General features: G+C 35.6%; 16 protein-coding genes. 5 read left to right on the top strand and 11 right to left on the bottom strand.

Features of this window, described 5'->3' with window-relative positions; all coding sequences use genetic code 11:
* Positions 1 to 433: 433 nt before the first annotated feature.
* From R6U02_RS06590 to R6U02_RS06575, 4 genes are all read right to left on the bottom strand, one after another.
* On the bottom strand, positions 434 to 961 hold the full coding sequence (locus R6U02_RS06590) for a GNAT family N-acetyltransferase (protein WP_410262821.1): 528 nt from the start codon (positions 959 to 961) through the stop codon (positions 434 to 436).
* 98 nt (positions 962 to 1,059) lie between these two features.
* Complete coding sequence (locus R6U02_RS06585) at positions 1,060 to 2,409, bottom strand: glucose-6-phosphate isomerase (RefSeq protein WP_410262820.1); 1,350 nt, start codon at positions 2,407 to 2,409, stop codon at positions 1,060 to 1,062.
* A 22-nt stretch (positions 2,410 to 2,431) separates the two neighbouring features.
* Positions 2,432 to 2,830, bottom strand: coding sequence for an NUDIX domain-containing protein (locus R6U02_RS06580; protein WP_410262819.1), 399 nt, complete (start codon positions 2,828 to 2,830; stop codon positions 2,432 to 2,434).
* 34 nt (positions 2,831 to 2,864) lie between these two features.
* Positions 2,865 to 3,242, bottom strand: a complete 378-nt coding sequence (locus tag R6U02_RS06575; protein ID WP_410262818.1) for a CvfD/Ygs/GSP13 family RNA-binding post-transcriptional regulator — start codon at positions 3,240 to 3,242, stop codon at positions 2,865 to 2,867.
* Between the two features lie 157 nt (positions 3,243 to 3,399).
* On the opposite strand from R6U02_RS06575, the gene R6U02_RS06570 reads away from it, so the two are divergent.
* A complete protein-coding gene (locus tag R6U02_RS06570) occupies positions 3,400 to 4,578 on the top strand; it encodes a MalY/PatB family protein (RefSeq protein ID WP_410262817.1) in 1,179 nt (392 codons plus the stop codon).
* A gap of 54 nt (positions 4,579 to 4,632) precedes the next feature.
* Here the strand turns inward: R6U02_RS06570 and R6U02_RS06565 are convergent, their stop codons facing one another.
* On the bottom strand, positions 4,633 to 5,487 hold the full coding sequence (locus R6U02_RS06565) for an ROK family protein (protein ID WP_410262816.1): 855 nt from the start codon (positions 5,485 to 5,487) through the stop codon (positions 4,633 to 4,635).
* 27 nt (positions 5,488 to 5,514) lie between these two features.
* Positions 5,515 to 6,111 carry a peptidylprolyl isomerase gene (locus tag R6U02_RS06560; RefSeq protein WP_410262815.1) on the bottom strand — a complete coding sequence of 199 codons (597 nt, stop codon included), beginning with the start codon at positions 6,109 to 6,111 and terminating at the stop codon, positions 5,515 to 5,517.
* 155 nt (positions 6,112 to 6,266) lie between these two features.
* On the opposite strand from R6U02_RS06560, the gene R6U02_RS06555 reads away from it, so the two are divergent.
* Genes R6U02_RS06555 through R6U02_RS06545 form a run of 3 tightly spaced genes read left to right on the top strand, consistent with a single transcriptional unit; the run spans position 6,267 to position 8,319 of the window.
* A complete protein-coding gene (locus R6U02_RS06555) occupies positions 6,267 to 6,749 on the top strand; it encodes a divergent PAP2 family protein (RefSeq protein ID WP_410262814.1) in 483 nt (160 codons plus the stop codon).
* 43 nt (positions 6,750 to 6,792) lie between these two features.
* Positions 6,793 to 7,794 (top strand): NAD(P)/FAD-dependent oxidoreductase, encoded by a 1,002-nt coding sequence (locus tag R6U02_RS06550; RefSeq protein ID WP_410262813.1) that lies wholly within the window; start codon positions 6,793 to 6,795, stop codon positions 7,792 to 7,794.
* Positions 7,795 to 7,809: 15 nt separating this feature from the next.
* Complete coding sequence (locus R6U02_RS06545; RefSeq protein ID WP_410262812.1) at positions 7,810 to 8,319, top strand: phosphatidylglycerophosphatase A; 510 nt, start codon at positions 7,810 to 7,812, stop codon at positions 8,317 to 8,319.
* 525 nt (positions 8,320 to 8,844) lie between these two features.
* Here the strand turns inward: R6U02_RS06545 and R6U02_RS06540 are convergent.
* From R6U02_RS06540 to cls, 4 genes are all read right to left on the bottom strand, one after another.
* Positions 8,845 to 9,471, bottom strand: a complete 627-nt coding sequence (locus R6U02_RS06540) for a TIGR01906 family membrane protein (RefSeq protein ID WP_410262811.1) — start codon at positions 9,469 to 9,471, stop codon at positions 8,845 to 8,847.
* Between the two features lies 1 nt (position 9,472).
* The gene (locus tag R6U02_RS06535) at positions 9,473 to 10,243 is read right to left on the bottom strand and encodes a TIGR01457 family HAD-type hydrolase (protein ID WP_410262810.1); all 771 of its coding nucleotides are present in this window, start codon (positions 10,241 to 10,243) and stop codon (positions 9,473 to 9,475) included.
* A gap of 10 nt (positions 10,244 to 10,253) precedes the next feature.
* Positions 10,254 to 11,036 carry a YutD family protein gene (locus R6U02_RS06530; RefSeq protein ID WP_410262809.1) on the bottom strand — a complete coding sequence of 261 codons (783 nt, stop codon included), beginning with the start codon at positions 11,034 to 11,036 and terminating at the stop codon, positions 10,254 to 10,256.
* Positions 11,037 to 11,172: 136 nt separating this feature from the next.
* On the bottom strand, positions 11,173 to 12,711 hold the full coding sequence (cls, locus tag R6U02_RS06525) for a cardiolipin synthase (protein WP_410262808.1): 1,539 nt from the start codon (positions 12,709 to 12,711) through the stop codon (positions 11,173 to 11,175).
* Between the two features lie 238 nt (positions 12,712 to 12,949).
* Between cls and R6U02_RS06520 the strand changes: the two genes are divergently transcribed.
* The gene (locus R6U02_RS06520; protein WP_410262807.1) at positions 12,950 to 13,546 is read left to right on the top strand and encodes a viroplasmin family protein; all 597 of its coding nucleotides are present in this window, start codon (positions 12,950 to 12,952) and stop codon (positions 13,544 to 13,546) included.
* A 73-nt stretch (positions 13,547 to 13,619) separates the two neighbouring features.
* On the opposite strand, the gene R6U02_RS06515 is transcribed toward R6U02_RS06520, so the two are convergent.
* Positions 13,620 to 14,258, bottom strand: a 639-nt coding sequence (locus R6U02_RS06515) for an aldo/keto reductase family protein (protein WP_410262806.1), incomplete at its 5' end; no start/stop codon positions are given.

Here is a 14,258-nt window from a genome sequence, read left to right as displayed (position 1 = left end):
GGATCAAACTCTCAATTTTAAGTTTGAAATAGCTCGTGTTACATAATACTTCCGAGTTAAACATGTTAACTCGTTTGTGTTGTCTTGGCCCAATAAATTGGACCGAAGACACCTGCACATTTGATTGTTTACTTTGTTCAGTTTTCAAAGATCTATTTCGTTCAATTGCTGACGACGTGATGTGTCAACTCGTATAATATTACATGCTTTCGTTTTGATTGTCAAGAACTTTTTTTAAATCATTTGAAAACAATTTAAAATCTGTAAGCGTTACCTTTACCTCTATGACAACTATTTTAGTATAACCTATGACATGAACAATGTCAATAAATATATTTTATTTCTTTGCTACGAAATATACTGATATGTTTTGTAGCAACGAGATTAATATTAACAGGTTATTATTACATAGTCAACAACAATTTTAAAATGATTACTTATTTCCCCAAAAGTACAAATGATAGTCCTGCAAGTCTTCTCCATTATCATATTGTTCTACAGAGCCCACTTGATTGAAGCCATTATTATTATAAAAAGCATTCAAGTATCTATTGGAAGCAACACAATCCAAGCGAAGTCCGGATTTCTTCTCAAGTCTAGCAACTTCTTTCGCTTTATCTAACAACAAACTGCCAGTATTTTTTCCATGTTCATCCTCTGATAATGCTAAGCGATGCAAATAAAATACGTCACTTTTTATATCTCTTCCCCAAAAAGCTTCATCCCAAGCTGTTTGTTTACTCCACAAGGCAAATGTCCCTACTAAAGAATCGGAATTATAGACCAGATAAACTTCTTTACGTTTGATTGCTTCTTCTATATTATGCACATCTTCACCTTTTAATAACCCTGCCCATTGTGTAGAGCCTTTATCATTTAACCATTTTGCTGTTTTGAATAACAGTGTTTTCACTCTGTTTAAATCTGCTAATTGTGCCTGGACCACTTTAACGTCTCCCATAATCACTTCTCCTCAATACAGTTGTCTAAATAATAGAATACACGAAATATATATAAAAAGAGAAAAGAGTCAAGACTCTTTTCTCTTTATGATTACTTTTAAAGTCTATTATTTAATTCTTTTGCTAAGTCTTCAAAACCTGGCTTGCCTAATAAAGCAAACATGTTTTTCTTATAAGCTTCCACTCCAGGTTGATCAAATGGATTAACGCCATTCATATAACCAGAAACGGCTACAGCAATTTCAAAGAAATAGAAGAGATATCCTAATGTATAAGCAGAGGTATCAGGAATCGTTAAAACAAAGTTTGGAACGTCGCCGTCTGTATGAGCTAATAAGGTTCCTTCAAAAGCTTTTGTATTAACAAAATCAATTTCTTTACCTTCAAGATAGCCGAGACCATCTAGATCTTCTTTTTCTTTAGGAATGGTCAGAGATTTTTTGGGTTTTTCAACTTTAATGACTGTTTCGAACAAGTTTCTTCTACCTTCTTGAATGTATTGTCCTAAAGAATGTAAATCAGTAGAGAAGTTAGCACTGGACGGATAAATACCTTTTTGGTCTTTACCTTCGGATTCTCCAAATAATTGTTTCCACCACTCTGAGACGTACTGTAGGTTTGGTTCATAATTCACTAACAATTCAGTCACTTTACCTTTTCTGTAAAGAATATTCCTTAAAGCTGCATACTGATATGCACTGTTCTCCGATATGTTATCATCAGAAAAATCTTGACGCGCTTGGTTTGCACCTTCCATTAGTTTATCAACATCGCCGCCACCTACAGCGATAGGCAATAGTCCAACTGCTGTTAATACAGAAAAACGTCCACCGACATCATCTGGTATAATGAACGACTCATAACCTTCAGCGTCTGCTAAAGATTTCAAAGCGCCTTTTTCTTTATCTGTTGTAGCAAAGATCCGTGTTTTCGCTTCCTCTTCGCCGTACTTTTCAATCAACAGATTTTTAAATACTCTAAATGCAAGTGCTGGTTCCGTCGTTGTACCCGATTTAGAAATGATGTTCACTGAAAAATCTTTTTCTCCGATGACTTCAATAAGATCTGATAAATAAGTTGAGCTTATGCTATTCCCTGCAAAATATATTTGTGGGGTTTCGCGTTTATCTGAATTTAAAGAGTTATAGAAGTTATGATTTAAAAAATCCAATGCAGCTTTTGCGCCTAAATACGATCCACCGATACCAATGACCACGAGTACCTCTGAATCTGATTTGATTTTTTGGGCCGCTTTTTTAATGCGATCAAATTCTTCTTTATTGTAGTCTTCAGGTAGATCTACCCAACCTAAAAACTCATTACCTGGTCCAGTCTTTTCGCGTAGCAGGTGATGCGCTGCGCTTACTTGTGACTGCATGTAGTCTAATTCTTCGTTTTTAATAAAATGACCCATCACTTTAGAGTCGTCAAACGTAATATATGACATTAATAATTCCTCCATTTTTTAGTTACATAAGTAAAAATTGCGGTACTCCAGATATCTTCCATTCTTCAAGTGTGGACATAATGTTTTCTGAATGTACCCATGATAAACCACTATCTTCCATTAACAATTCGCTGGGTGATGATACATTCTCATCTTCATAAATAAATACAAACAAGGGAATCCGATTATCATTAACAACAGCATTAGTTAATTCATTTAATTCTAAATTTTCTATCTTAATGTTTACGAGTTCTTTTAATCTACCAATCACACAAGCAAGTCCAGTTTTTTTAGGCTCAACCAGCGTGGATGGAAACGAATAACCATTTTCTTCTTTTCTAACTAAAAAGACATATCTTCCATCTGCATCTTTAACTAAGACTGTACTAGCTACATAGTGATTTTCCTTAATCAATATCATTTACACCCTTCTATTGCTATATTTTAAGGTCGGTTTACTTCCTGTTTTCTTCTATCTCTCTTAAAGCTTGTTGTTTCCACTTAGGCATCTTATCCTCGATTGATTTGAATCCAACACCTGTTTTCCTACCATATCTAGAAATGTTTTTACGGTTTGAAAAAGGATGATACTTGGGTTTCTGCAAGCTTCTAAGTGATAAACTGATTTTATGTGAATATTCATCGATATCCATTATCATAACATCTATTTCATCACCTTTAGAAACAATCTCTGCAATATCCTTAATATACCCATGTTTCAGTTCAGAGATATGAATAAGTCCCTGCGTATCATCATCGATGGAAACAAACGCTCCATACGGTTGAATTCCTGTGACAGTTCCTCTTACTTTTTGACCAATTTGGTAGACCATGAACTCACCTCTTTACTTTCATGATACGAGTGAATTTATCATTAAATAGTATAGCATGAATGTAACTATTTTGGAAATACTCTTACAGAAAATCCCTTGCTATAATTGATCATATGCAAGATACTATGAGTATAAAATATGTTGAAGGAGCGATTTCATGGATTTTGATAAAGTGGTTAACCGTAAAGGAACAGGCAGCGTCAAATGGGACAGGGCCGAGAAGATATTCGGCAGGGATGACGTACTACCTATGTGGGTAGCAGATATGGATTTTGATAATGCCAAACCAATAAAGGATGCCTTAAGAGCTCTCATCGATAACGAAGTGCTAGGCTATACTTTCCCCCAAGATTCACTTTTTACAGCAATTATTAATTGGCAGAGAGAAAATCACAATATGGAAGTGAAAAGAGAACACATCATGCTTTCCCCGGGTGTATTATCTTCAATAGCCGTTACCGTCCAAGCATTATCGCAACCTGGAGACAGTGTGTTGATTCATGACCCTGTGTACGCTCCTTTCCATTCAATGGTAAATAAAAACAACCGACAAGTCCACCGTACGCCCCTAAAAATTGAACACGGACAGTATACAATGGACTTTAAAGATATAGAAAAACAATTCAAAACAAAAGAAAATATAAAGTTATTTATTATTAGTAACCCTCACAATCCAGGTGGTCGCGTATGGTCAAAGGAAGAACTTACTGAATTAGTGGAATTGTGTAAAAAATATAACGTTATTTTGATTAGTGATGAGATTCATAGCGATATGGTTTATAGCGAAAATACATGTACTTCTCCAGTAACTATCGACGAATCTTATAAAAACTGGGTCGTTACACTTCATTCTGCAACGAAAACATTTAACATTGCTGGAGTTAAGGCATCATTCATCTTGGCCTTTAATGATGAATTAAGATCCAAAATCATTGAAGTTCAAGAAGAAACAGAACTGGATATCATTAATACCTTCGGAATGAAAGCAACAGAAGCTGCTTTTTCCAATTCAAAAGATTGGCATAAACAATTATTATTGAAACTAGAAGCTAACAGATCGATCGTCATGGAATTTTTTGATACTCAACTTCCCAATGTTTCATACATGGTTCCTGAAGCGACCTACCTCTTTTGGTTTGACGCCTCAAATCTTAACATCGAAAACGAAAAATTGAGAGAGACCTTCGCTCAAGTGGGAAAAATCGGATTAAATGACGGATTAAGTTATGGTCCAAATGGTAAATCCTTCATGCGTTTAAACTTCGCAGTGCCTGAATCACTTTTGGAGGATGGCCTTAACAGAATAAAAACAGTGTTTGACCAATATGATCAGTAAGACATTTTAATTATAAGAAAAAACGATTCTCAATTTTTTGAGAATCGTTTTTTCTTATAATTCTTTTTGAGCTAAGAGCAAGCACCCTGTAATTCCTGCATTATCTTGTAATTTTGGTGGAACAATGTATTCTTCTAAATTCGGCGTGGCTACATACTCATTAAGTAATTTAGAAAATTCAGCTCTAACAAGCGGAAACAACTGTGTTTGTTTCATTACTCCGCCACCTAAAATGATTTTTTCCGGACTTAATATTAGAGTATAAGACATTAAAGCTTGTGCTATATAATAGGCTTCTATCTCCCAAACCTCATCACTATCTGTTAAATATTGAGCTTTTTTATTATATCTTTTCTCAATGGCAGGTCCAGCTGCAAGTCCTTCTAGACAATTCCCATGATAGGGACAGGCCCCTTCGAAAGAATCCTGTTCATGCATTCTGACCAAAATATGTCCCATTTCAGGATGACCATAACCTTCTAACGGTTCACCATTTATTACAGCTCCGCCTCCGATACCGGTTCCTATAGTAAGGTACAGACATGACTCTTTTCCAACAGCAGCCCCTTTTTTCAATTCCCCAAAAGCAGCTGCATTGACATCTGTCGTCCAACCCATCGGCACATCATATCTTTCTTTCAATTTTCCCAAGAAATCTACATTTTTCCATCCCGATTTCGGTGTCGACGTTACATAGCCATAGGTTGCTGATTTTTTATTAACATCAATAGGACCAAACGATCCAATACCCATAGCATCCAGTTTATAATCATCAAAAAATTCAAACACTTTTTCAAATGTTTCTTCGGGTGTAGTTGTTGGAATAGATAATCTTTCAACATGGTTAAGATCATTATCACTCACGGCTAGAACAAATTTTGTTCCTCCTGCTTCAATTGCGCCTAACATGACAAACCTCCTCGTATTAAAACTTAATTAGTCGTTGTCAATTATTGAAATCGTCTCAATAACGACGTCTTTATTAGGTTTATCCATGGCATTCTTTTTAACATTTTGAATGGTATCTGCTACGTCATAACCTTCGATCAATTGGCCGAAAACGGTATGTTTCTGATCTAACCAAGGTGTTCCGCCTTTTTCTTTATATGCTTCGATAATTTCTTGTGGATATCCGGCATCTTTTAACTGGGATACCATTTGTTCCGGTAATTCTGACATCGTCACAATAAAGAATTGACTTGAGTTAGTATTAGGACCAGCGTTAGCCATTGATAGGGCACCATTTAGATTGTATAGCTCTGGGCTAAATTCATCTTCAAAATTCCCGCCTAAGAGACTGTCTCCGCCCATACCGCTTCCAGTAGGATCGCCACCTTGGATCATGAAATTAGGAATGACACGATGGAAGATCACACCGTCATAATAACCTTTTTTAGCTAAACCAACGAAGTTTTCTACAGTCTTGGGTGCATGTTCTGGGAATAACTGAACAGTCATTTCACCTTTATTCGTCTTGATCACAGCACTTAAACCTATATTCTTATAATTTCTTAATTGTGGAAATTCACTCATTGTATTGTTCCTCCTATTTTAGATGTGTCTCTAGTTTACCTTAGTTGGACCTTATTTCCAATAAGTTTTGTATTTGTAATTTTTTTTATGATCATTCTCTATTGTTCGTGTTATTATTAGCGTAAGAATCTATTTTATACAAAGGACGTTGTTAAATGATAATATTCGAAAATTTTCCATTAGTTGCTGCGTTATCAGCTATTATTTTATCCCAAGTTATCAAAATCCCCATTGCCTATTTTCTCAATCGGCCTTCAACGGTTGCTTTGGCTATTTCAACTGGCGGTATGCCTAGCTCTCATTCAGCTGGAGTAACTGCGTTAATAACAAGTTTATTAATAGAATATGGTATAGCTTCTCCCTATGTTGCTATTGCTTTCACCTTTGGAGTCATCGTCATGTTTGATTCTATGGGAGTGAGACGTCAAAGTGGCGAACACGGAATCATTATTAATGAACTAATTAGAGATTTCGATGATTTGAAAAAATCTTTTTCAAAATACAATCATGAAGAAGTCTTGAAAGAAGATGACGAAGAACTGAGATCACGAGGATTTTTAGGACATAAACCAATTGAAGTCTTTTTTGGAATAATTTCGGGCATTCTTATCGCTCTTGTAATTAGTCTGTTTTATTAAAATAACTTAAATCTTATGACAAACCATATACGGAGGGTTACGCTTGACTGGTTCAGACGAAATATACGATATAACAATTATTGGGGGCGGCCCAGTAGGAATGTTTGCCGCTTTTTATGCTGGTATGAGGAATGCCAAAACTAAGATAATCGAATCTTTACCAGTCTTGGGTGGACAAGTCGCGCTATTATATCCAGAAAAAACACTTTATGATGTCGGAGGATATGCGGGTGTGACCGGTAAGGAACTCATTCATCAACTTAAAGCACAAATGCAGCATTTCGACCAGACCATCTGTTTAGAAGAAGAAGTGAGAGAGATAACTAAGTTAGAGGATAATCTTTTTTCACTGAAAACATCTAAAGGGACACATTATTCTAAAACAATCATTATCGCTACTGGTCAAGGTTCTTTTCAACCTCGAAAGTTGGCACTGGATAATGCCACACCATACGAAAGCAATAATCTGCATTATATCGTAAAACAAATAGATCAGTATAAAGGTAAAACGGTTGTGATTTGCGGGGGTGGCGACACTGCAGTCGATTGGGCACTTACTTTAGAATCGATTGCGAAAAAAGTATACTTAATACATCGACGCGACCGTTTCAGAGCACATGAAGGTTCTATAGAGATGCTTAAGGCTTCCAGTGTTGAAGTGATGACCCCTTATGTCCCTTGCGAATTGATTGGTCAAGATAATCACCTCCAATCAGTCGTTTTTAAAGAAACACGTGCAGATGGACTCAAAAAGATTGATTTAGATTATTTTATTGTTAATTATGGCTTTGTTTCATCGCTTGGTCCAATCAAACAATGGCATTTAGATATTGACCGGACAGATATTATTGTTAACAGCAAGATGGAAACGTCTATTAATGGCATATATGCCGCCGGTGATAGTATTACTTTTGATGGCAAACTGAACTTGATTGCCACAGGATTTGGAGAAGCACCAACAGCTGTAAATCACGCTATCCATTCTATTCATCCAAAAGAATACGCTCAACCTATTCAGAGTACCAAATTATCATTTGAAGAATAAAAAGGAGGAATTCTAATGGTGCAACCAGGTTCAAAATTACATGAAGTAGCCTTAAAAAAATTGAAAACTCGTGGTGTTAAACTAGAGGAAATTGCTGAATTAGTTTATGATTTGCAAAAACCTTATATCTCAGATATTACAATGGAGTTATGTTTAGAAAACGTTCAAGCTGTACTGAGAAAAAGAGAAGTTCAAAATGCCGTACTTACCGGTATTGAATTAGATGTATTGACTGAAGAAGGGAAATTATCAAGTCCTCTTCAAGAGATTATCCAAGAAGATGAAAGTCTTTATGGTATTGACGAAATCTTAGCTTTATCAATTGTTAATGTTTATGGTTCCATCGGATTTACAAACTATGGCTTTTTAGACAAGACAAAGCCAAAATTGATCAAACGCTTGGATGATCATACACAGACCAATCAAACACATACCTTTTTGGATGATATTGTAGGTGCCATTGCTGCAGCAGCTGCAAGCCGTTTGGCACACGACAATCCGGGGATTTCTAAAATAATGAAGTAAATGAGTGAAAGTGACGTTCGTTTAAAAACGAACGTCACTTTTTTTACATATTGAAATTTTCTGCTTCCAGTAAAATCATGGTTACTTAACTATGTCTCCTCAACTTTTCTGGATTGATTTTCTTGTCTCTGAATCAATTGACATTATAGCGTTCTTTTCTTTAAGCAGCATTAAATTCATCACGCCAAAATCATAGCCCTCTATCGTACCTTTAACTTTTACACTTCCCCATTAAACCTTTGGTAGCAGGAATCTCTATATGATATGTCCATGCACCTTTGCTTTTTTCATATATCAACTCTAATTCAACGTTATCGAGTAAACACGCATTCATCTTTATATCTCCTCCCACTAATATCACTCTATCCATCCAACGACAAGTCTTATATTTATTGGATGAATAAAAGATTATTAAATTTAAATATACTGTTTGAACCTCTCATGACTAAAGTCACGAATGTCATCGGCTGTTTTATAAAAAAAGGTTAAACAAGAGCTATTACTTAGTCTTGTTTAACCAAAAAATTATTTGAATGCATTTCTTTTACTATATTGGTAAACCCCGATAAAGATAATTTCAATAAGTATAAAAAACAATAAAAAAGTATACATGAAAAATTCTTGAGGTAACGCCAGTATAATAGGATCAGTAGCTGGATTAAACAACCAGTCATCGTTATTGAAGAAAAGTTCATGAAAAACTACAAACATTCTGTCAAAATTAACTGCCAATAAAGTGAGCAGTACGGGGGGGACGAGACTTGCAAAAAAGAACGGTTTTTGAAGCATCCAGATACCTTTGTCTTTCTTTAGCGTCTTCGTATAAATAAAGCTTCCTATGAAAGATACAACTAAAATAAAATAGTTAAGGTAAAACAAAAGTTTCACTTCCCAGAAATGAAGCAAGCCACTTTCTGAACTCGGAAAATCCGGCATATTCAATTCGGTGACCCATGGAAAATGTAAATAGCTTAACAGAACATGGTAGTTATCCATCAAAGTTTCAAAGGATAAATTTAATTGTTCCGGTATCTCATGTAGCCAGACCGAAAAATAATACAAGGGAGTGAATAAAATAATGAACGCAATGCTTGCTGTGATAATGAATAAAAACAAACTGCTTAAACCCATTATTTTTTTAAGGTAATACATTCTACTGTCCCCACTCATCCAACGTATTAATAATGTAAGTTGGTTGTTTCGCCTTATTATTTAAATCATCTTTCTTCGTAAAACCCGTTAAAACTAATAATGTGTCTATGCCACTGTTTATCCCCGCTAAAATGTCTGTTTCATAATTATCTCCCACCATAATAACCTCTTCTTTTGAAAGATGTATTTTATCTAGTGCGGATTTCATCATTATTTTTTCGGGTTTCCCAATAAAAGTCGGTTTTGTCTGAGATGACTTTTCTATTAAAGCTACGACTGATCCAGCTCCAGGGACCATTCCTCTTTCAGTAGGCAAGTTTGTATCCTTGTTCGTTGCAATGAATGTCGCACCATTTTGAATTGCCAAACTAGCAATTTCACATTTATCATATGTCAAATCGCGGTCGAGTCCAACAACAACATGATCAATATCATCTTCTACAAGTTGACATCCGACATCTTTCAATGCCTGTTTTAATCCGTGTTCTCCAACAACATATACCCGGGTCCCTTTTAACTGCTTGACGTAATCAGCTGTAGCAAGTGCGCTCGTATAGACATCCTCTGCTTTCGCAGGGATATTAAACTTAACTTGCAACTTTTCCGCTACCTCCTCGGGGGTACTGGTAGAATTGTTTGTGAGAAATAAATATGGTATTTTAGCATAATTGAGTTTTTCAATAAAAGTTGGTGCTGCTTCTATTGGTTCTGATCCCCTGTACATTGTTCCATCCAGATCGATAAAGTAACCTTGATAACTTTTGAATTGCATGACTTAACACCTATTCTTTCTTTTTTCTGATTTGAAAACGTGTCTTCCCAGTATTATTTTTCACTTCTTGTACTTCTTCTTTTTTTTGATCCGCTTCGTTTGTTTTATTTCGATGTGTTTTTGTAAATGAGCGTTTCTCGTTCGCTATACGATTAGAAGCTTCTTGCTTATCCTTATCAGTGGTTTGAGGTTCTCTCTTTTTCTTATAGGGTTTGCTTGGTTTGCTTGACTCGCTTGGTTTGCCTGCTTTACTTGACTGGCTTGGTTTGCTCGGTTTGCTCGGTTTGCTTGGTTTGCTCGGCTTGCTTGGTTTACTTGACTGGCTTGGTTTGCCTGCTTTGCTTGACTGGCTTGGTTTGCTTCGTGGTTGAGATTTACTGTTTGAATCATATTGGTGATTAATTTGTTTTCTATTAGGTTCAATATTTTCCAACACAAAATACGCACAACCAAAACTACAATATTCTAAAAGATAATCTTCTAAATAAGAAATACGCATGTCAATTGGGATTTTCTTCACTTCATCACGATAAAACCCTCTTAATCTCAGCTTGCCATAGGACATATCACCTACCAGATAATCATATTTCTCTAAAAAATCGCTATATCTTTCTTCTAACAACTCTAAATCCAAGCCTTCTCTGTAATTCTTTACAATCTTATATCTTTCTTTGTTGATCAGAATATGTTCTGAATCTATTTTTTTCACGATCTTATCTTCAGGAATGATTGCTTTTTCCAATGTTTCACTGGACGATTCAGATTGCTCGTCTTTCTCAATTTCATTACTCACATGTATTCTTTCCTTTCAATGATATTCATAGCACTATTGACTATTAATAATTAGTATTTATACATTTCTTATAATTGAATCACGTATTATCTCTGTTTATTTTAACACACAATGGTATCTGTAATATAATCATTTTTTACATTAGAGGGGCAAACAATCTTAAGACACTTCTAATTGCTTTGGCTGCTAGAGACTGTTTCACATTCTCGTAAGCTATTCGTTCACTCTGATCGATTGTATCCACCATATCCATTTCAATTTCTTTTATTGCATTCGTTCCGTATATAACGACCGCATTTTCAAAATGCAGATACAGGCTTCGGTAATCAAAATTGATCGTCCCAACCTCTGCAACTTCACCATCTATAAGTATTGTCTTTGCATGAATGAATCCTTTTGAGTACTCGTATATTTTCACTCCCGCGTCCATTAAGTCTGTGTAATATGACCGCGTCGTAATATGTACGAGGTATTTATCCCACTTTTTGGGCGTGACAATACGGACATCCACACCACTCCGTGCAGCCAGTATGAGCGCTATTTCTAAATTTTCGTCAAGTATTAAATAAGGTGTATATATCCAAACTGATTTTTCTGCGGCATGAATCAATTTAATGAATACGTGTTCGCCGATATTCATGGTATCCGTCGGGCTATCTGCAAAAGGTTGAACAAATCCAGCACTTTCTTCTTGCTCATCATTATAATTCGGTTTAAGATCCCTGATTTCATCAGAAAGTGAGTGGTCATCCATTGTTTGCCATAACTGCAGAAAAATTAAAGTTAATCCCCAGGCTCCCGGACCCTCTAGCTTGACACCATTATCTTTCCAGTGTCCGAACCGTTCGATTTCATTGATATACTCATCAGCCACATTGATCCCTCCAGTAAAAGCCACTTCACCATCAATGGATAAGATTTTTCTGTGATCTCTGTTATTCTGTGAAGATGTGACAATTGGATGAAATAGATTATAAACCCTGCTTGTGATGCCTTTTTCTGCAAGTATCGCTTGAATGTTCTTTGGTAAGGTCACAAAACTTCCGATATCATCATACATCACGCGGACATCCACGCCTTGTGCTGCTTTCTCTTCCATAACTGCCAACATTTCCTGCCACATTTTACCCTCAGCAACAATAAAAAATTCAAAAAAGATGTATCTTTCAGCTTTCTTCAATTCTTCCAGCATTGCCTTGAAATAGTCTTCTCCAAGGGGATAGTAGGTTACTTCTCTTGCCGAGTAGACAGGGTATTCTCCTGTATTGGACAAGTAGTGCATTAGTTTACCATGATTTTTGAATTCGCTCTTTGCTTTATTCAAGACTAACTTGTTCTCTAGTTTATAGGGTTTATGTAAATCGTAGATATTTTCTAAAGATCTTTGTAATTTTTTTGTCCGTGTTTGTCTATTAAACATGAGATAAAAGAGTGTGCCATAAATAGGGAAAATCAAGACTTGCAAAATCCACGTCACTTTATACGCTTCTTTACCCTTTTTCCATACAACATGTAGGGCCACTCCGATTGAAAGCAATGTAAAAATAGTTTCTAATATAATAGAATAGGCAACCGATTGTAAAATAATAATTCCAAAAACAATAAATTGAATGATGATCAAAAAAGTAAGTAAGATTCGTCGTCTAAATAAATATATAAGCATTTTTTTACCCAAATTGATTCCTCCTTATACTATTCAAGTATGCCTTTTTTTTCATTATTTGTCACTCTCTGACTAAATGACCTAAAGTGTAATTTTTAAATTTTTCTAAAAGCTAGAGATCTCTTTGTTTGTCGCTATATCTTTTCAAGGGATCATACTTAACTGATAGTTATACTTTTTACTTTATTGACATCTTGAGCCTCTTCTTCTAAAGTAATACATGGAATGTTTATACTAAAAAGGAGAAATTATGCCCAAAAAATATTACGCAGTTAAAAAGGGGCGCAATCCAGGTGTTTACACCACATGGCCGGAAGCCCAAAATCAAGTATCAGGCTATGCCAATGCCCAATTCAAATCTTTTCAGACTGAAAGCGAAGCAAAAGCTTTTATAACCAATGAAAGGGAAAAGAGTAGTTACATAACACCAGACTCTCTCATCGCCTATGTGGATGGTTCTTTTAGTAAAAAGAAAAAGACCTATAGTTATGGCGTTGTCTTGCTGAAGGATAATACTGTTATTCAGGAATTAAGTAATGCGGGCAGTGATCCGAAGTACGCAGAAAGCTTCCAGATTGCGGGTGAATGCTTTGGTGCCCTCAATGCTATTAAATGGGCCATCGAACATAATTACAAGAAAGTTATCATCCATTATGATTATTTAGGTATTGAAATGTGGGCAACAGGGCAATGGAAGGCCAACAAAACAGTTTCAAAAGATTATGTTAAATTTTATCAAGCTTATAGTAAAAAAATTGATGTCTCTTTTGTTAAAGTTAAAGCCCATACAGGAATAAAACACAATGAAAGAGCAGATGAATTGGCAAAAACAGCGTTAACTGACTAATCTAATCAGTTATCATTATCACGACAAAAACCCGAGGTGCTCTCTAAAACCATAGAGAACAACTCGGGTTTTTTTATAGTTGAGCGATTTTCCCCATATCCTCATCAGACAATAAGAAGTCCTGACTTTCTAAATTAGCTTTCTGGTTTATCGGATTATGAGATTTTGGAATAACCACTACGCCTCTTTGGGTTTGATAGCGGAGCAAGACCTGTCCCCAGGTTTTACCATAGTTCTCGCCAATTTTATTTAGATAGTCTTTATGTTGATCGGTTGTCTTCATCGGCCCCCAAGCTTGTGGTCTAATGTCACGATTTAACATGTATTTTATCCATTCATTATTCCATTGTGTCGGATTAGACTTGATTTGGTTTACAGCCGGTTTTATGGTTGCGAATTCATCTAATTTTTCAAGATCTGCATTAGAAAAATTGGAAACGCCAATGGTTTTTATTTTACCTTTACTTACAAATTCTTCCATTACTTCCCATGTTAATTTCAGTTTTTCCTCGTCTTCGATCGGTCTATGAATAAGATACAAGTCGATATAATCTGTTTCAAGATTCTTCAAACTTTGGTTGAGTGTCTTTCTTACCGTCGCTTTGTCTTTTACATACTCATCTTCTGCAGGTATTTTAGTGGTTAAATAAAATGCTTCACGGTCAATACCGCTTTCTTTAACTGTTTTACCGACACCCGCTTCATTTCTATA

Origin of the sequence: Alkalibacterium sp. (genome assembly GCF_046484155.1) — a bacterium.
Taxonomy (GTDB): Bacteria; Bacillota; Bacilli; order Lactobacillales; family Carnobacteriaceae_A; genus Alkalibacterium.
This window is presented reverse-complemented; position numbering and strand designations above follow the sequence as displayed.